The organism is Streptomyces rimosus (assembly GCF_008704655.1).
In the GTDB taxonomy this organism is placed as follows: Bacteria; Actinomycetota; Actinomycetes; order Streptomycetales; family Streptomycetaceae; genus Streptomyces; species Streptomyces rimosus.
In genome coordinates this window covers 6,066,413-6,083,444 of the sequence record NZ_CP023688.1, presented here as the reverse complement: position 1 = coordinate 6,083,444, position 17,032 = coordinate 6,066,413, and the positions used below count along the sequence as shown (strand labels likewise).

The window sequence follows — 17,032 nt, the reverse complement described above, 5'->3', positions numbered from 1 at the left end:
TCTCCGGCCGTCGCTGCGGGCGGCTGAGGGAGGTGCAAGACCTATGACCGACCGCAGACTCTGGTCGTACAAGGAGATCGCCGCACACATCAGGGTCCAGCCGGACACCGTGCGCTCCTACCGCAAGCACGGACTTCTGCCGCAACCTGACCTGGTGGAAGGCGGAAGACCGTACTGGTTCGCCGACACCATCCGCACCTGGGTCGCCCAGCGCCCCGGCCACGGCGGGCGCCGCGACAAGGACTGACACCGCCTCCTACCGGGCCCCGCGCAGCCGGTGCGCGGGGCCTCCGCAACCGCCACCCGACCACTTAGGCTCGATGCATGCCACCGATACCCGCACCGGCCACGCCCCACCGCATCGCCGTGATCGGCGGTGGCGCGATCGGCGGCTTCGTGGCGACGCTCGCCGACCGGGCCGGACACGACGTCACCCTGTGCCTGCGCACTCCGCTGAACCGGCTCACGCTCGAAACGGACGGCGAAGTCCTCGACGCCGCCGTACGCTTCGCCACCGATCCGGAAACGGCCGGGCCCGCCGACTGGGTCTTCCTGACCACCAAGGCCCAGGACACCGCCGGCACCTCCGGCTGGCTGCACCGGCTCTGCCACCCCGGCACGGTCGTCGTCGCCCTCCAGAACGGCATCGACCACACCGAACGCACCGCCCCGCACGCCCCCGACGGTACGAACATCCTGCCCGCGGTCATCTACGCATCGGCCGAGTGCACCGCTCCCGGCCACGTCCGGCATTACGCGGGCAACGAGATCCACGTCCCCGACGGCCCGACGGCTGCCCGCCTCGCCGATCTGCTCAGCACGGACCGCCTCAAGGTCATAGCCGTACCGGACTTCACGACGACCGCCTGGCGGAAGCTGTTCACCAACCTCGCCGCCAACCCGCTCACCGCCCTCCTCCAGCAGCGCATGGGCATCTTCGCCGATCCCGGTATGGCCACCCTCACCCGCGACATCCTGCGCGAAGCCGCCACCGTGGCACGGGCCGAGGGCGCGGATATCGGCGACGCCGACATCGACCGCGTACTGGAAATGTACGGACTGGTTCCGCCGGACGGCGGCTCGTCCATGCTCTACGACCGCCTGGCCGGCCGTCCTCTGGAGCACGAACACATCACGGGTGCGGTGGTACGCGCCGGAGAACGCCACGGAATTCCCACACCCCTCAACGGCATGCTCCTCACCCTCCTACGCGCCGTCGACCGCGACATCCGTGCCGCCAAGGACGCGGACACCGCCCGGCTCACCAACCCGTAGCCCAACCCCAACCGCACAAGACCAACCGCACAAGACCAAGCCCGGGTGCATACGCCACGGGCTCGCCGCGACACGCCTCCAGCCGCCTGCATACCCGCCCGTCTCCGGCCTACCCTGCCAATAAGTATTGACATCCATACGTCCTGACATACAGTCTGCGGCGAGGCTGGAAAGTGTTGTTGTGACCGCGCCGCGTTCTCGGACCGCGATGTGACACCGCCTCGCGCGCGCCCGCCCGCCGCACAGGCGCCGAAACGTTCCATCGCCCTCTCCGCGCCTCCTCGAAACGCTCCGGCCCCCCGCCCCCTCGCCCCAGACGACAGGAGTTGGCACATGAAGATCGGCCTGATCGGCACCGGACGCATCGGAGCGTTCCACGCCGAGACACTGAAGTCCGTCCCCGGCGTGGACCGCATCGTCGTCGCCGATGCCGACGCCGCCCGCGCCCGTGTCCTCGCGGACACGCTCGGCGTCGAGGCCGCCGAAACGCTCCCCCAGATGTACGCGGACGGCTTGGACGGCGTCGTGATCACCGCTGCGACCAGTGCGCATGCAGAGCTGATCCACCAGGCACTGGATGCCGGGGTGCCGGTCTTCTGCGAGAAGCCGGTGGCCTTGGACGTGCCCGGCACGGTCGCCGTCGTGGAACGGGCCGAGGCCGGTTCCGTCCCCGTACAGATCGGATTCCAGCGGCGCTTCGACCGCGGCTACCAAGCGGCCAGGGAGGCACTGCGGTCCGGCGACCTCGGCTGGATCCACACGCTGCGCGCCTGCACCAGCGACCAGTCGCCGCCACCCGCGGTCTACATCCCCACCTCCGGCGGGCTCTTCCGCGACTGCAGCATTCACGACTTCGACATCCTGCGCTGGCTCACCGGCCGCGAAGTCGTCTCCGTGTACGCCCAGGGCGCCAACCGGGGCGCGTCGTTCTTCGCCGACGGCGACGACGTGGACACCTGCGCCGCGCTGCTGCGCTTCGACGACGACACGCTGGCCACCGTCACCGCCACCCGCTACAACGGCGCGGGTCACGATGTCCGCCTGGAGGTTTGCGGCTCCAAGGGCGCGCGGATCGTCGGGCTCGACGACCGGGCCCCGCTGCCGAGCGCCGAACCGCACGTCTCCTGGCAGCGGTCCGCCCCGTACACGACGTTCATGGAGCGCTTCCACGACGCGTATGTCACCGAACTGGGTGCCTTCGTGGACGTGGCCGCCGGCCGCGCGGACAGCCCGTGTTCGCCCGCCGAGGCGCTGGAGGCGCTGTACATCGCCGAGGCGTGCGACCGCTCCCGTCGCACCGGCGAGCCGGTCCGGGTCGCGGACGTACGCGCTGCCGCAGGAGAAGCCGGTACGTACGACGCCGGAACCACGCGCCCTTCAGGCACCGCGCGCCCCGCGGATACGTTGCGCGCTTCGGACGCCGTCCGCGCCCCTGCCCCTGGCGCGTGACCGACCCGGGCATCCTCCAAATCGGCGCGCTGGTGGCGGCCGCTCTGCTCGTCGGCGTCTCCAAGATGGCCGTCAGCGGCGTCGGCGCCATCAGCGTCGCCCTCTTCGCAGCCGTACTGCCCGCAAAGCAGTCCACGGGTGCACTGCTGCCGCTGCTTCTCGTGGGCGACGTGCTGGCAGTAAGCGCTTACCGACGCCACGCCGACTGGCCCGCGCTGCTCCGCCTGCTGCCGTCGGTGGCCGCGGGCGTGTTGCTGGGCGCGGTGTTCGTGGCCCGCGTCGATGACGCAGTCATGCGTCGCACCATCGGCGTACTTTTGCTGACGATCGTTGCGCACTACCTGTGGCAGCGCCGGAGGACGCGTACGGCGAGCGGCGGATCGGATACAACGGGCGCGCCGAAGGGCCGTACGGATACGGAGTGCGGCACGGCCTCGCCCGGTGCCCCCACCGCTCGCACACAGCACGGTCGCGCCCTGGCTTTCGGGCTGGTCGCCGGTTTCGCCACGATGGTCGCCAACGCCGGCGGCCCCGCCATGTCGCTCTACCTGCTCTCCGCCGGATTCACGATGCTCGGTTTCCTGGGAACGGCCGCGTGGTTCTTCCTGATCGTCAATCTGGTCAAGCTGCCGTTCAGCGTAGGACTCGGGCTGATCGATAGGAACGCGCTGGTGCTGGACGCTCTGCTCGTACTGGCCGTACCCGTCGGCGCGTTTCTCGGGCGGGCCGCTGTTAACCGTATCGACCAGGCGCTCTTCGAGCGTCTGGTGCTCGTCTTCACCACGCTGTCCAGCGTCAACCTGCTGCGGTGAGGCACGGAAGGCGACCGCGGCCGCTCACCAGGACTCCGACGCGCCTTCCCGCGGCCCCTCCGGCAGCGGCGCCAGCCCCTCCGCTCCGGCTCGCAACCGCATCGCCACCAACGGGAAGACCAGTACGGAGATCATCGCGGCGCCCACCATGGCCGCCGCCTCCCCCGCGTCGAGTACGCCGCTGTCCCGGCCGATCGTCGTGATCGCGACGACCAGGGGCAGCGCCGTCGACCCGTACAGCATCAGCGCGGCGCGGTCCTTGCGGCCCAGGTCGCGGGGCGCGAGCAGGACGAGCGGGAGCCCGCGTACGACCAGCAGGAGAGCGAGGAAGAGCGGCAGGAGCAGAAGCGAGCTGCCGTTCTCGAAGAGGGACGACAGGTCGAACTCGACGCCGGTGACGATGAAGAACACCGGCACCAGAAAGCCGAAGCCCATCGCCTCCAGCCTTCCGAGGATTTCCTGACTGCTGTCCGGCGCCGCCTCGTGCAGCACCAGCCGCATGATGATCCCGGCCGCGAACGCGCCCAGCAGGATGTCCAGCCCGAACACCTGGGAAATGCCGAGCATGACGGCCAGCAGCAGGACGAACAGCCGGATGGCGAACTGGCCGCTGCTGTGCAGGGTGCGCGCGATGATCCGGTAGAACCACATCGGGCTGGGCTTCAGGGCCCAATAGACGGCTCCGGCGGTCAGCAGCGCGAAGGCGAAGAGCAGGATGGCCGATTCGCCGGGGTTGCGGCCGCTGAGCAGCAGCGCCATCGCGATGATCGGTCCGAACTCGCCGACCGCGCCGGTGGCCATCATCACCGAGCCGAAGCGGGTGCCCAGGTCCCCGGAGTCACGCAGGACGGGCAGCACGGTACCGAGGGCCGTACTGGTGAGCGCGGTACCGACGACGATCGCCTTGGTGATGTCGCCGGCGGCGAAGCCGAAGGCGATGGCCAGGCCGAGGGCGAGCGCGACGATCCAGGCGTAGCCGGCGCGCTTGAGGGTGTCGCCGCGCACCTTGGCGAACTCGATCTCGTACCCGGCGATGAACATCAAGGTGGCGAGCCCGAGATCGGACAGGACGTTGACGGCTTCTCCCGGGTGCGCCCAGCCGAGGACGTCCGGGCCGATCAGAATGCCCAGCACGATCTCGAAGATGACCAGTGGTACGGGCAGCCAGCGGCCGAGGCCGTATGCCAGGAGCGGGGCGGCCACGGCGATCGCCATGATCAATACGAGCGTTGCAGACTGCGACATAAGCCGCTTTTCTACCATAACGGGCAGCGCATTCCCGTCCTGCGGGTCACTGCCCCCGGCACCCTTTCGGCGTCCCCCGCAGACCATTACGAGCGACGCTCCGTGCCGTCTCATCTGCGCGAATGCCCACTACAGGAGCACTTGATGCGGCATCCGCCGGAGCATCCAGGACCGTACGGGACCGGCGAAGCGCCGTGCAACCAGGTACAGGAGAGGCGAGCACGACGACTGTCACGCACAGGAAGAGCCGGTCCGCAGCCCTCCCCCGATGCCGATACCTCAAGGTCGACGCACGACGGCACGCCCAGCGACGCGACAAGAGCGAACACCTGGCATCCATACCCCCTAGGGGTATAGAGTTGTGGACATCAGGAAGCACCGGAAAACCCTCCGGTTCCCGGTCTTCCTACGCCATACGCGCCTGATGGCGAACACTTCGAGCACGGCGATCACACGCAACAAGGAGAAACCCATGACTGCCGAAGCGACCAACGGCTCCTGCTGCTCCTCCGAGGGCACCTGCCACTCGGGGGCCGCCGACGTCCAGGTCGGCGACGTCACCACCACGTACAAGGTCAGCGGCATGACCTGTGGCCACTGCGAAGGCGCCGTCTCCTCCGAGATCTCGGAGATCCCGGGCGTGCACTCGGTTCAGGCGTCCGCCTCCACCGGTCTGGTGACCGTCGTTTCCAAGGCGCCGCTGGACGAGTCGGCCGTACGCGCGGCGGTCGACGAGGCGGGCTACGAACTCGACGGTCTGGCGGCCTGAGTCCGATGACCGGTACGACCACGCAGGCGCGGGTCGAGCTCGCCATCGGCGGCATGACCTGCGCCTCGTGCGCGGCGCGCGTGGAGAAGAAGCTGAACCGGTTGCCGGGTGTCAGCGCCACCGTGAACTTCGCCACCGAGAAGGCGCGGGTCGAGTACGGCGACGGGGTGTCCGTGGACGACCTGATCGCGACGGTCGAGAAGACGGGCTACACGGCACAGCGGCCGACGCCGGCCGAGCCTGCGAGAACAGCACCCGCTAACGCGCCCGAAGCCGTCGACAGAGCCGACACCGAGAACGGCGCTGATGACCACGACCGGGAGTTGGCCGGGCTACGCCAGCGGCTGACCGTATCCGTGGTCCTGGCCGTTCCCGTCGTCCTGCTGTCGATGGTGCCCTCCTTCCAGTTCGACAACTGGCAGTGGCTGTGCCTGACGCTGGCCGCGCCCGTCGTGGTCTGGGGCGCGTTCCCCTTCCACCGGGCCACCTGGACGAATCTACGGCACGGCGCCGCCACGATGGACACTCTGGTCTCCCTCGGCACGCTCGCCGCCTTCGGCTGGTCGCTGTGGGCGCTGTTCTTCGGCGACGCGGGTGGCCCCGGTATGCGGCACGGTTTCGACCTCACCGTGGCCCGTACCGAAGGTTCCTCCGCCATCTACCTGGAGGCCGCGGCCGGTGTGACGGCATTCCTGCTGCTCGGCCGTTACCTGGAGGCCCGTTCCAAGCGGAAGGCGGGCGCCGCGCTGCGAGCGCTGCTGGAGCTGGGCGCGAAGGACGTGGCGGTGCTGCGGGACGGGCGCGAGGTCCGCGTGCCCGTGGAGCAGCTGGCTGTCGGCGACCGGTTCGTCGTACGCCCCGGTGAGAAGATCGCCACGGACGGCACGGTCGTCGAAGGCCGAGCCGCGGTGGACGCTTCGATGCTGACCGGCGAATCGGTGCCGGTCGACGTGGCTCCCGGTGACGATGTGACGGGCGCGACGGTGAACACCAGCGGCCGGTTGGTGATCGAGGCGTCCCGGGTCGGCGGCGACACGCAGCTGGCGCGGATGGCCGCGCTGGTCGAGGCGGCGCAGAGCGGCAAGGCCAGTGTGCAGCGGCTCGCCGACCGGGTCTCGGCCGTGTTCGTGCCCGTCGTGCTGGTGATCGCGGCCGGCACGCTGGCCGGGTGGCTGCTGGCGACCGGCGATGCGACCGCGTCCTTCACGGCCGCCGTCGCCGTACTGATCATTGCTTGTCCTTGCGCGCTCGGTCTCGCGACGCCGACCGCCTTGATGGTCGGTACGGGCCGCGGCGCGCAGCTCGGCATTCTGATCAAGGGTCCTGAGGTCCTGGAGTCGACTCGCCGCATCGATACCGTCGTGCTGGACAAGACCGGCACGGTGACCACCGGCCGGATGAGCCTGTACGAGGCCGTACCGGCACCGGGCGTCGCCGAGGAGGATCTGCTTCGGCTGGCAGGCGCGCTGGAGCACTCGTCGGAGCACCCGATCGCGCGTGCCATCGCGGAAGGGGCCCGCGAGCGCTTGCGCGAGCTGCCGGAGCCGGAGAACTTCGAGAACGTAGCGGGTCTGGGCGTACGGGGCGTGGTGGACGGCCACAGCGTCCTCGTCGGGCGCGAGCGGCTGCTGCGCCAGGAGACCGAGGAAACTTTTACGGCCGGAGGCCTGCCCGAGGCGCTGGCCGCCGCCAGGGACGCCGCTGAAGCAGCGGGGCGGACGGCGGTGCTCGTCGCCTGGGACGGGCAGCCACGCGGCCTGCTGTCGGTCGCCGACACCGTCAAGGAGGGCAGCGCCGAGGCGGTCCGCCGGCTGCGCGCGCTGGGGCTTTCTCCCGTACTGCTGACAGGGGACAACAAAGCGGTGGCCGATGCGGTGGCGGCGGAGGTCGACATCGACGAGGTGATCGCGGAAGTGCTGCCGGAGGACAAGGTCGCGGTCGTCGAGCGGCTGCGGGGCGAAGGCCGCAGCGTGGCGATGGTCGGCGACGGCGTCAACGATGCCGCCGCCCTGGCCGCCGCGGACCTGGGGCTGGCGATGGGGACCGGTACGGACGCCGCCATGGAGGCCGGAGACCTCACCCTCGTACGCGGTGACCTGCGGGTCGCGGCCGACGCCATCCGGCTGGCCCGCCGGACGCTCGCCACGATCAAAGGAAATCTCTTCTGGGCCTTCGGCTACAACGTCGCGGCGGTGCCGCTCGCGGCGGCCGGGCTGCTCAATCCGATGATCGCGGGGGCGGCTATGGCCTTCTCCTCGGTCTTCGTGGTCAGTAACAGCCTCAGGTTGCGGCGCTTCCGGTGACGAAATGTAGGCGGCGGCAAAATTTTTCGCCTTCACAACTTCCCTACATCTGACACAACACCCATACTCAAGGGTCTCGATCTCCAGATCGAGACCCTTGACCGTATTCGCCCCCTTATGGCAAGAGACCCAGATCACAGCGATTGGAACGTAACCATTGCGGGGGGTCGCGAGTCTAACCGGACGGTGCAGGCACCTCGGCGGGGCTTGCACCGCAACGGCCAGGCTGGTCTTGGGGGACTTTGCCCGGCAACGCGTGGCCGGGGCGACGTGCCCGGGGAGCTTTGAGCGGCCCTCCCGTACGTGCGCGTCCCGGCAGATCGCGGTACCACCATGAAGCGCCCGGACGGATCCCGTGGGGGGAATCCGACCCGGGGAACAAGGGAAGCGCCCCGCGCTCCGGACCCGTGGGGGGATCTGGAGGCGGGGCGCTTTCTGCTGGGCGGACCGGCTCGGGCCGCCACGCGGGCGGCCGGCCGGTCGACTGCTGTCCCGGAAACCCGGGAGTGCCTCAGCGCTCCTCGACCGGGACGAAGTCGCGCTCGACGATGCCGGTGTAGATCTGGCGCGGGCGGCCGATACGCGAACCCGGCTCCTTGATCATCTCGTGCCACTGGGCGATCCAGCCGGGCAGCCGGCCGAGCGCGAAGAGCACGGTGAACATCTCGGTCGGGAAGCCCATGGCCCGGTAGATCAGACCGGTGTAGAAGTCCACGTTCGGGTAGAGCTTGCGCTCGACGAAGTAGTCGTCGGACAGCGCGTGCTCCTCCAGCTTGAGCGCGATCTCCAGCAGCTCGTCGGACTTGCCGAGCGCCGAGAGGACGTCGTGCGCCGCCGCCTTGATGATCTTCGCCCGGGGGTCGAAGTTCTTGTAGACGCGGTGCCCGAAGCCCATGAGCTTCACGCCGTCTTCCTTGTTCTTCACCTTGCGGATGAAGGAGTCGACGTCGCCGCCGTCGCGCTGGATGCCCTCCAGCATCTCCAGCACGGACTGGTTGGCGCCGCCGTGCAGCGGGCCCCACAGCGCGTTGATGCCGGCCGAGATCGAGGCGAACAGGTTCGCCTGCGAGGAGCCGACCAGGCGCACGGTGGAGGTCGAGCAGTTCTGCTCGTGGTCCGCGTGCAGGATCAGCAGCTTGTCCAGGGCGCTGACCACGACCGGGTCGAGCTCGTACTCGGCGGCCGGCACCGAGAAGGTCATACGCAGGAAGTTCTCGACGTAGCCGAGGTCGTTGCGCGGGTAGACCACCGGGTGGCCGACCGACTTCTTGTACGCGTACGCCGCGATCGTCGGCAGCTTGGCCAGCAGCCGGATCGTCGAGATGTGGCGCTGCCGCTCGTCGAACGGGTTGTGGCTGTCCTGGTAGAACGTCGACAGCGCGCTGACCACCGAGGACAGCATCGCCATCGGGTGGGCGTCCCGCGGGAAGCCGTCGAAGAACCGCTTGACGTCCTCGTGGAGCAGGGTGTGGTAGGTGATGTCCTGCTTGAAGTTCGCCAGCTGGTCCACGGTGGGCAGCTCACCGTTGATCAGCAGGTAGGCGGTCTCGACGAACGTGCTGCGCTCTGCGAGCTGCTCGATCGGGTAGCCGCGGTACCGGAGGATCCCGTTCTCACCGTCCAGATAGGTGATCGCGGATTTGTACGCGGCAGTGTTGCCATAACCGGAATCCAGGGTCACCAGACCGGTCTGGGCGCGCAGCTTCGAGATGTCGAAGCCCTTGTCGCCGACGCTGCTCTCGACGACCGGGTAGCTGTATTCGCCGTCCCCGTAACGCAGTACTACAGAGTTGTCGCTCACGTCATCCCTCACCGACGTTGTGCCTCTTCTTCGAGGTGCCCTGACTGCCTATACCTTCCCCCATTTGGACCTTGCCTGTGCACTCGGGGTCGGCCATAGGGCCTCCAGGCGGCACTCAGTGCCGCTCCAGCTGCCCATCCTGCTCCCCTTCGCCCCGTTTGGGGAAGAGGTGACCACGCACTGCGCCTGCGAGTCGGTGACGTAGCGCGGTCCACCTCCGCCCGGCGGATACGGTGCGTACAGCCTGCCCCAGAGCCTTACGGGAGCCGACCAGCACCACCAGTCGCTTTGCCCGCGTAACACCCGTATAGAGCAGGTTCCGCTGCAGCATCATCCATGCGCCGGTGGTGACCGGAATCACCACCGCCGGATATTCGCTGCCCTGGGAGCGGTGGATGGTCACCGCGTAAGCGTGAGCCAGCTCGTCCAGCTCGTCGAAATCGTAGGAGATCTCCTCGTCCTCGTCCGTGAGCACCGTCAGCCACTGCTCATCCGAGTTGATCTTGGTGACGACGCCGACGGTGCCGTTGAAGACGCCGTTGTCGCCCTTCTCATAGTTGTTGCGGATCTGCGTCACCTTGTCGCCCACCCGAAATACCCGGCCGCCGACACGCCGCTCCGGCACGTCCGGCCGGGCCGGGGTGAGGGCCTGCTGGAGGAGTCCGTTCAGCGTGCCGGCACCGGCCGGGCCACGGTGCATCGGAGTGAGCACCTGCACGTCCCGGCGCGGGTCCAGGCCGAACTTCGCCGGGATACGGCGGGCCACCACATCGACCGCGACCCGCCCGGCCTCCTCGGAATCCTCCTCGGGGAAGAGGTAGAAATCGGTCATGCCCTCCGTGATCGGCAGCACACCCACGTTGATGCGGTGGGCGTTCGTGACCACGCCCGACTGCTGGGCCTGGCGGAAGATCCGGGTCAGCCGTACGGACGGGACCGGGCAGCGCTCGGCGAGCAGATCGCGCAGCACCTCACCCGCGCCCACCGAGGGCAACTGATCCACGTCTCCCACCAGGAGGAGGTGGGCGCCCGGCGGCACCGCCTTGATCAGCTTGTTGGCGAGCAGCAGGTCGAGCATGGACGCTTCGTCGACCACGACCAGGTCGGCGTCCAACGGGCGGTCCTTGTCGTACGCGGCGTCCCCGCCCGGTTTGAGCTCCAGCAGCCGGTGCACCGTGGACGCCTCGACGCCCGTCAGCTCCGAGAGACGTTTGGCGGCCCGGCCGGTGGGGGCCGCGAGGACCACCTTGGCCTTCTTGGCGCGGGCCAGCTCCACGATCGAGCGGACCGTGAAGGACTTTCCGCACCCCGGGCCGCCGGTCAGCACCGCGACCTTCTCCGTGAGTGCCAGCCGTACGGCGGCCTCCTGCTCCGACGCCAGGCTGGCCTTCGTACGCTCGGCGAGCCAGGCCAACGCCTTGTCCCAATGCACGGTCTGGAACGACGGCATCCGGTCCTCGCTCGTGCCCAGCAGCCGCAGCAGTTGGGAGGCCAGGGAGGTCTCGGCCCGGTGGAAGGGGACCAGGTAGACGGCGGTGATGGGGTCCCCGCCGTCCGGGGCGGGCACGGTCTCGCGGACCACACCCTCCGGATTCGCCGCCAGCTCCCCGAGGCAGTCGATGACCAGGCCTGTGTCGACATGCAGCAACTTGACCGAGGCGGCGATCAGTTCCTCCTCCGGGAGGTAACAGTGCCCCTGGTCGGTGGATTGCGAGAGGGCGTACTGCAGACCCGCCTTGACCCGCTCCGGGCTGTCCTGCGGGATGCCGATGGCCTGGGCGATGCGGTCGGCGGTCAGGAAGCCGATGCCCCACACGTCGGCGGCGAGGCGGTAGGGCTCGTTCTTGACGACGGAGATCGAGGCATCGCCGTACTTCTTGTAGATGCGCACCGCGATGGAGGTGGAGACGCCCACCCCTTGGAGGAAGACCATAACCTCCTTGATCGCCTTCTGCTCTTCCCAGGCGTCGGCGATCCGCTTCATACGCTTCGGGCCGAGGCCGGGCACCTCGACGAGGCGCTTCGGCTCCTGCTCGATGACGTCGAGTGTGTCCAGGCCGAAGTACTCGGCGATGCGGTCGGCCATGACCGGGCCGATGCCCTTGATCAGGCCGGAGCCGAGGTAGCGCCGTATGCCCTGGATCGTGGCGGGCAGGACGGTGGTGTAGTTCTCGACGGTGAACTGCCGTCCGTACTGCGGGTGGGAGCCCCAACGGCCCTCCAGACGCAGCGACTCCCCCGGCTGTGCGCCCAGCAGCGACCCGACGACAGTGAGGAGGTCACCGGAGTTGCCCGTGTCCAGACGCGCAACCGTGTAACCGGTCTCCTCATTGGCGTAGGTGATCCGCTCCAGGACCCCTTCGACCACGGCTGCATTGAACATGAACCGACCGTACCGCCAGGGTCCGACATCGCGTTCGGGCCTGTGGATAACTCGCGTCGGAGCTGGCTGCGGAGGCTTTGCGGCGGGGTCCGCCGCGGGCGCGCTGCACAGCTTGCGAGGGTGTCGTGGCGAGTGCCTCGGCGCCTGACTCGGCGCCCTTGATGACGACCGTCGCGGCGGACACTTCGAGGGGCCCGGTTCTGGCACCCGGACCCCTCGATTCCCCCTCCGTTCGGCCCCCTGATCCCCCCTCGGATCCCCCCGGTTCCCTCTCCCCTGGGAGCCTGACGACATGTACGACCCACCCGGCCCGGGAACGGTTGCACGGATCCGGTGAGTTATTCCATCGTTACCTAATGTGCACGAGGTGAGTGGTGAACCGCTCGACGACTTCGGCCAGCACTTCGGCGCCCGGCCGCTCCCACAGCGACGGATTGAAGATCTCGACCTCGATAGGCCCCCGGTAGCCGGCGGCGTCGACCTGCTCGCGGAACCACCGCAGGTCCACCGCGCCGTCACCGAGTTGACCGCGCCCGAGCAACACGCCCGCAGGCAAGGGCGTGACCCAGTCGGCGAGTTGGAAAGCGGCGATGCGTCCGGCGCTTCCCGCGCGTTCGATCTGCGAGCCGATCGTGTCGTCCCACCACAGGTGGTACGTGTCCACGACCACGCCCACCCGCTCGGCCGGGAACCGTTCGGCCAGGTCGAGGGCTTGGGCGAGAGTCGAGACGACGCAGCGGTCCGCCGCGTACATGGGATGCAGTGGTTCGATCGCGAGCCGCACTCCTGCCTCGGCCGCGTACGGGGCCAGCTCCTCCAGCGCATCGGCGACGCGCTCGCGAGCTCCGTACAGGTCACGGCTGCCGGGTGGCAGCCCGCCGGAGACGAGGACGAGGGTGTCGGTGCCGAGCGCGGACGCCTCCTCGATGGCTGCCCGGTTGTCTGCCAGCGCGTCCGCGCGCTCCTTCGGGTCGGAAGCGGTGAAGAAACCACCGCGGCACAGACTCGTGACGGCCAGCCCCGCATCCCGTACGAGTTGGGTGGCGGCAGCCACTCCGTACTCCTGCACCGGAGCACGCCAGAGGCCGACACCGCGCACTCCTGCTCGGGCGCAGCCGTCAGCGAGTTCGGGCAGGGACCATTGCTTGACCGTCTGCTGGTTGAGACTGAACCGGGCGAACAGGTCGATCGGTCCTTCTGCTCCGCCACTGAATTCGACACTCATGCCCCGCGGCCTCCGAGTACCGATTCCAGCTGACGCATGCGGGACTTCGCCAGTTCCGGGTCCGGGAACAGGTCCAGTTCGTCGACCAGTTCGTACGCGCGCTTCAAGTGCGGCAGTGATCGGGCCGACTGGAGGCCTCCCACCATCGTGAAGTGCGATTGGTGACCAGCAAGCCAGGCCAGCAGGACGACACCGGTCTTGTAGTAACGCGTCGGTGTCTGGAAGAGGTGCCGGGAGAGTGTGACGGTCGGATCCAGCCGCTTGCGGAACGCTGCCGTGTCGCCGCTGTCGAGCAGGCGTACGGCATCCGCCGCCAGCGAGGCGAGGGGATCGAAGATGCCCAGCAGGGCGTCGCTGTAGCCGAGTTCGTCGCCGGCGATCAACTCGGGGTAGTGGAAGTCGTCGCCCGTGTAGCACCGCACACCGTCCGGCAGGCGTCGGCGCAGCTGGACCTCTCGGCCGGCATCCAGGAGTGACACCTTCACACCGTCCACCTTGGTGGGCTGCTCGGCGATGATCTGTAGAAACGTGTCGGTGGCGATGTCCAGCTCCGAGCTGCCCCAGTAGCCCTCCAGGGCTGGGTCAAATGTCGGGCCGAGCCAGTGGAGGATCACCGGCTCGGCAGCCTGACGCAGCAGATGTCCGTACATATCCGTGTACGATTCCGGGCCTGTGGCTGCCGCGGCGAGATGCCGGGACGCCATGACGATGGCCTGCGCTCCGGCGCCCTCGACGAGAGACAGCTGCTCCTCGTAGGCCGCCTTGATGTCGGCCAGGCTCGCCGAGGAACCTCCCAGCTGGTCCGTGCCGACACCGCAAGCGATGCGCCCACCGACCGCCGCTGCCTCGGCGGCGGAACGGCGGATCAGCTCGGCCGCCGAGGCCCAGTCAAGCCCCATGCCACGCTGCGCGGTGTCCATGGCCTCGGCCACGCCGAGGCCGTTCGACCACAGGTGGTGGCGAAAGGCGAGGGTGGTGTCCCAGTCAATGGCGGCCGGGCCGTCCGGCGTGCTGTCAGCGAAGGGATCAGCGACCACGTGGGCGGCGGCGAAGACGGTACGGGAGACGAAGGGGGCAGCGCGGTGTGGGTGATCCGCGGCCGTCCGTACGGAGTCGGAGTCGGTACGAAGGGGATCGGTCATCGGTCCGGGCCCGTTCACTCGCCCGCTCATCGTCCTAGCTCCGGCACGTCCAGGCGGCGCCCTTCCGCTGACGACCTCAGCCCCAGTTCGGCGAGCTGCACACCGCGCGCGCCCGCCGCCAGGTCCCAGCGCCAGGGCTCGTCGCGTACGACGTGACGCAGGAACAGCTCCCACTGCGCCTTGAAGCCGCTGTCGAAGGCCCCGTTGTCCGGGACTTCCTGCCACTGGTCGCGGAAGGGCTCGGTGGTTGGTACGTCCGGGTTCCAGACCGGCTTGGGGGTCGCGGCCCGATGCTGGACGCGGCAGCCACGCAATCCCGCCACGGCCGATCCCTCCGTGCCGTCCACCTGGAACTCGACCAGTTCGTCCCGGTGTACCCGTACCGCCCACGAGGAGTTGATCTGCGCGACGATGCCGCCGTCGAGCTGGAAAATGCCGTAGGCGGCGTCGTCCGCGGTGGCCTCGTACGGCTTGCCGCTCTCGTCCCAGCGGCGCGGCACGTGTGTGGTGACCTGCGCCTGTACGGTCCGTACGCGGCCGAAGAGCTCGTGCAGGACGTACTCCCAGTGCGGGAACATGTCCACTGCGATGCCGCCACCGTCCTCGGCGCGGTAGTTCCAGGAGGGTCGCTGCGCCGACTGCCAGTCGCCCTCGAAGACCCAGTAACCGAACTCACCCCGTACGGACAGGATGCGGCCGAAGAAGCCACCCTCCACCAGGCGGCGGAGCTTGAGCAGGCCGGGCAGGAAGAGTTTGTCCTGGACGACACCGTGTTTGACGCCGGCCTCGTCGGCCAGCCGCGCCAGTTCCAGTGCGCCGTCGAGCCCGGTGGCGGTGGGCTTCTCGCAGTAAAGATTCTTTCCGGCAGCAATCGCTTTCTTCACCGCGTCCTCGCGGGCAGCGGTGACCTGGGCGTCAAAGTAGATGTCGATGCTGTCGTCCGCGAGCACCGCGTCCAGGTCGGTGTTCCAGTGCTCCAGGCCGTGGCGCTCGGCCAGCGCACGCAGTTTGTGCTCGGCGCGGCCGACGAGGACCGGCTCGGGCCAGATCACCGTGCCGTCGCCGAGGTCCAGGCCGCCTTGTTCGCGCAGCGCGAGGATGGAACGGACCAAGTGCTGGCGGTAGCCCATGCGCCCGGTCACGCCGTTCATGGCGATGCGTACGGTCTGGCGTGTCACGGTCCGGCCCTTCTGGAGAACTCGGCTCGCGTGGCGGGCGCGGTGCGGGCACCGGGCGCGCACAACGAGCGGATGACGACGGACGACGGCGAACGACAACGGTGAGCAAGACGACGGCGAGCGCGAATCCGGATCGCGTAGAAAGCGCTTTCCATCGCGGCAGAAGCTAGCCTGCGGCGCAAGGCAGGGACAAGGGGTCCGACATGGGGCGGGGCGAACTATGGCAGTGACGCTGGCGGATGTCGCGGCGCGGGCGCGGGTCTCGGCGGCGACCGTCTCGCGCGTACTGAACGGCAACTACCCGGTTGCCGAGAACACCCGCGCCCGGGTGCTGCGCGCTGTGGCGGACCTGGAATACGTGGTCAACGGCCCGGCAAGCGCGCTGGCCGCTGCCACTTCCGACCTGGTGGGCATCCTCGTCAACGACATCGCCGACCCGTTCTTCGGAATCATCGCCTCGGCCGTGCAGTCCGAGATGAGTACCGCTACGGGGCAACACATCGGCAACGGGGCGCACCCCCGAACGGGTGACAGCGACACGCGTCGGAATCCGGGCAGCGGCCCCGCACTCGTACCGGCCGGCGAGAAACTGGCTGTGGTGTGCAACACCGGAGGCTCCCCGGAGCGTGAGCTGATGTATCTCACGCTGCTGCAGCGCCAACGCGCGGCCGCCGTCGTACTGACCGGCGGCGCGGTGGAGGACGCCGGTCACGCCGCCGCCGTAACCGCCGCGCTGACGCGTCTCGCCGCTGCCGGCACCCGGGTGGTTCTGTGTGGCCGCCCGCCTCTGGGCCCGGAGGCTGGTGCACGGGAGGCCAGGGCGACCGCCGGGACACGTACCGACCTGGAGGCGCGCATTTTCCAGCGCGCCGCCCATAAGGCCGGCGCAGCCCTCTCCCCCGTCACCCTCGCTTTCGACAACCGCGGCGGCGCCCGGCGGCTCACCGAGCACCTGATCTCGCTCGGACATCAGTGCATCGGGTACATCGCCGGGCCCGTCGGCCGCACCACCACCCGCCACCGCCTGGAGGGCCACCGCGCCGCCCTGGCCGCGCACGACATCCCGGACCCGGCCCACCGCACCGTCCACGGTGCCTACGACCGCGCCGCAGGCTACGACGCCGCGCTGGAACTGCTACGCCGCGACCCCACCTTGACGGCCGTCATCGCGGCCAACGACACCGCCGCGCTCGGCGCGTGCGCCGCCCTGCGCGAGCGCGGTCTGCGGATACCCGGCGACGTCTCCGTAGCGGGCTTCGACGACCTGCCGTTCAGCGCGGACGCCGCCCCTGCGCTCACCACCGTACGACTGCCGCTCCAGGAAGCCGGTGCACGGGCCGGACGACTGGCGATGGGCCGCGAGACGCCACCACCAGGAGAAATCACCACGCTGCGCGCGGACTTGATGGTGCGCGAGTCGACCTCTTCCCCCTACTCTTGACTCAGTCAA

13 protein-coding genes are annotated in these 17,032 nt (G+C 69.1%); 7 read left to right on the top strand and 6 right to left on the bottom strand.

From position 1 onward, the window contains the following. Positions 1-43 precede the first annotated feature (43 nt). The 4 genes from CP984_RS26325 (at position 44) to CP984_RS26310 (ending at position 3,536) form a co-directional block, all read left to right on the top strand. Positions 44-247 (top strand): helix-turn-helix transcriptional regulator, encoded by a 204-nt coding sequence (locus CP984_RS26325; RefSeq protein ID WP_003980127.1) that lies wholly within the window; start codon positions 44-46, stop codon positions 245-247. 77 nt (positions 248-324) lie between these two features. Then, positions 325-1,275: a 2-dehydropantoate 2-reductase gene (locus CP984_RS26320; RefSeq protein ID WP_003980128.1), complete on the top strand. Its 951-nt coding sequence runs from the start codon at positions 325-327 to the stop codon at positions 1,273-1,275. Between the two features lie 333 nt (positions 1,276-1,608). Further along, entirely contained in the window at positions 1,609-2,724 is a 1,116-nt protein-coding gene (locus tag CP984_RS26315; protein ID WP_003980129.1) for a Gfo/Idh/MocA family protein, read from the top strand. Next, positions 2,721-3,536 (top strand): sulfite exporter TauE/SafE family protein, encoded by an 816-nt coding sequence (locus CP984_RS26310; protein ID WP_003980130.1) that lies wholly within the window; start codon positions 2,721-2,723, stop codon positions 3,534-3,536. Before CP984_RS26315 ends, CP984_RS26310 begins: the two co-directional genes overlap by 4 nt. Positions 3,537-3,560: 24 nt before the next feature. On the opposite strand, the gene CP984_RS26305 is transcribed toward CP984_RS26310, so the two are convergent. Then, on the bottom strand, positions 3,561-4,781 hold the full coding sequence (locus tag CP984_RS26305) for a cation:proton antiporter (protein ID WP_030183017.1): 1,221 nt from the start codon (positions 4,779-4,781) through the stop codon (positions 3,561-3,563). Positions 4,782-5,253: 472 nt separating this feature from the next. Between CP984_RS26305 and CP984_RS26300 the strand changes: the two genes are divergently transcribed. Further along, positions 5,254-5,550 (top strand): heavy-metal-associated domain-containing protein, encoded by a 297-nt coding sequence (locus CP984_RS26300; protein WP_003980132.1) that lies wholly within the window; start codon positions 5,254-5,256, stop codon positions 5,548-5,550. Between the two features lie 5 nt (positions 5,551-5,555). Next, positions 5,556-7,853, top strand: a complete 2,298-nt coding sequence (locus CP984_RS26295; RefSeq protein ID WP_003980133.1) for a heavy metal translocating P-type ATPase — start codon at positions 5,556-5,558, stop codon at positions 7,851-7,853. Between the two features lie 511 nt (positions 7,854-8,364). Here the strand turns inward: CP984_RS26295 and CP984_RS26290 are convergent. The 5 genes from CP984_RS26290 to CP984_RS26270 form a co-directional block, all read right to left on the bottom strand. Beyond that, on the bottom strand, positions 8,365-9,654 hold the full coding sequence (locus tag CP984_RS26290; protein ID WP_003980134.1) for a citrate synthase: 1,290 nt from the start codon (positions 9,652-9,654) through the stop codon (positions 8,365-8,367). 115 nt (positions 9,655-9,769) lie between these two features. Then, positions 9,770-12,037, bottom strand: a complete 2,268-nt coding sequence (gene recD2 / locus CP984_RS26285; RefSeq protein WP_003980135.1) for an SF1B family DNA helicase RecD2 — start codon at positions 12,035-12,037, stop codon at positions 9,770-9,772. A 349-nt stretch (positions 12,038-12,386) separates the two neighbouring features. Then, positions 12,387-13,262: a sugar phosphate isomerase/epimerase family protein gene (locus CP984_RS26280; RefSeq protein WP_003980136.1), complete on the bottom strand. Its 876-nt coding sequence runs from the start codon at positions 13,260-13,262 to the stop codon at positions 12,387-12,389. After that, complete coding sequence (locus CP984_RS26275; protein WP_086026193.1) at positions 13,259-14,404, bottom strand: dihydrodipicolinate synthase family protein; 1,146 nt, start codon at positions 14,402-14,404, stop codon at positions 13,259-13,261. The genes CP984_RS26280 and CP984_RS26275 overlap by 4 nt, the downstream gene beginning before the upstream one ends. Before the next feature lie 26 nt (positions 14,405-14,430). Further along, positions 14,431-15,582: a Gfo/Idh/MocA family protein gene (locus tag CP984_RS26270; RefSeq protein ID WP_003980138.1), complete on the bottom strand. Its 1,152-nt coding sequence runs from the start codon at positions 15,580-15,582 to the stop codon at positions 14,431-14,433. 220 nt (positions 15,583-15,802) lie between these two features. On the opposite strand from CP984_RS26270, the gene CP984_RS26265 reads away from it, so the two are divergent. Further along, entirely contained in the window at positions 15,803-17,023 is a 1,221-nt protein-coding gene (locus CP984_RS26265) for a LacI family DNA-binding transcriptional regulator (protein ID WP_030183006.1), read from the top strand. The last annotated feature ends 9 nt before the right edge of the window (positions 17,024-17,032 follow it).

What these genes read in the sequence shown, in the direction of transcription:
- CP984_RS26325 (WP_003980127.1), top strand. Translation starts at nt 44, where the DNA reads ATGACCGACCGCAGACTCTGGTCGTACAAGGAGATCGCCGCACACATC.
- CP984_RS26320 (WP_003980128.1), top strand. Translation starts at nt 325, where the DNA reads ATGCCACCGATACCCGCACCGGCCACGCCCCACCGCATCGCCGTGATC.
- CP984_RS26315 (WP_003980129.1), top strand. Translation starts at nt 1,609, where the DNA reads ATGAAGATCGGCCTGATCGGCACCGGACGCATCGGAGCGTTCCACGCC.
- CP984_RS26305 (WP_030183017.1), bottom strand. Translation starts at nt 4,781, where the DNA reads ATGTCGCAGTCTGCAACGCTCGTATTGATCATGGCGATCGCCGTGGCC.
- CP984_RS26300 (WP_003980132.1), top strand. Translation starts at nt 5,254, where the DNA reads ATGACTGCCGAAGCGACCAACGGCTCCTGCTGCTCCTCCGAGGGCACC.
- CP984_RS26295 (WP_003980133.1), top strand. Translation starts at nt 5,556, where the DNA reads ATGACCGGTACGACCACGCAGGCGCGGGTCGAGCTCGCCATCGGCGGC.
- recD2 (WP_003980135.1), bottom strand. Translation starts at nt 12,037, where the DNA reads ATGTTCAATGCAGCCGTGGTCGAAGGGGTCCTGGAGCGGATCACCTAC.
- CP984_RS26280 (WP_003980136.1), bottom strand. Translation starts at nt 13,262, where the DNA reads ATGAGTGTCGAATTCAGTGGCGGAGCAGAAGGACCGATCGACCTGTTC.
- CP984_RS26275 (WP_086026193.1), bottom strand. Translation starts at nt 14,404, where the DNA reads ATGACCGATCCCCTTCGTACCGACTCCGACTCCGTACGGACGGCCGCG.
- CP984_RS26265 (WP_030183006.1), top strand. Translation starts at nt 15,803, where the DNA reads ATGGCAGTGACGCTGGCGGATGTCGCGGCGCGGGCGCGGGTCTCGGCG.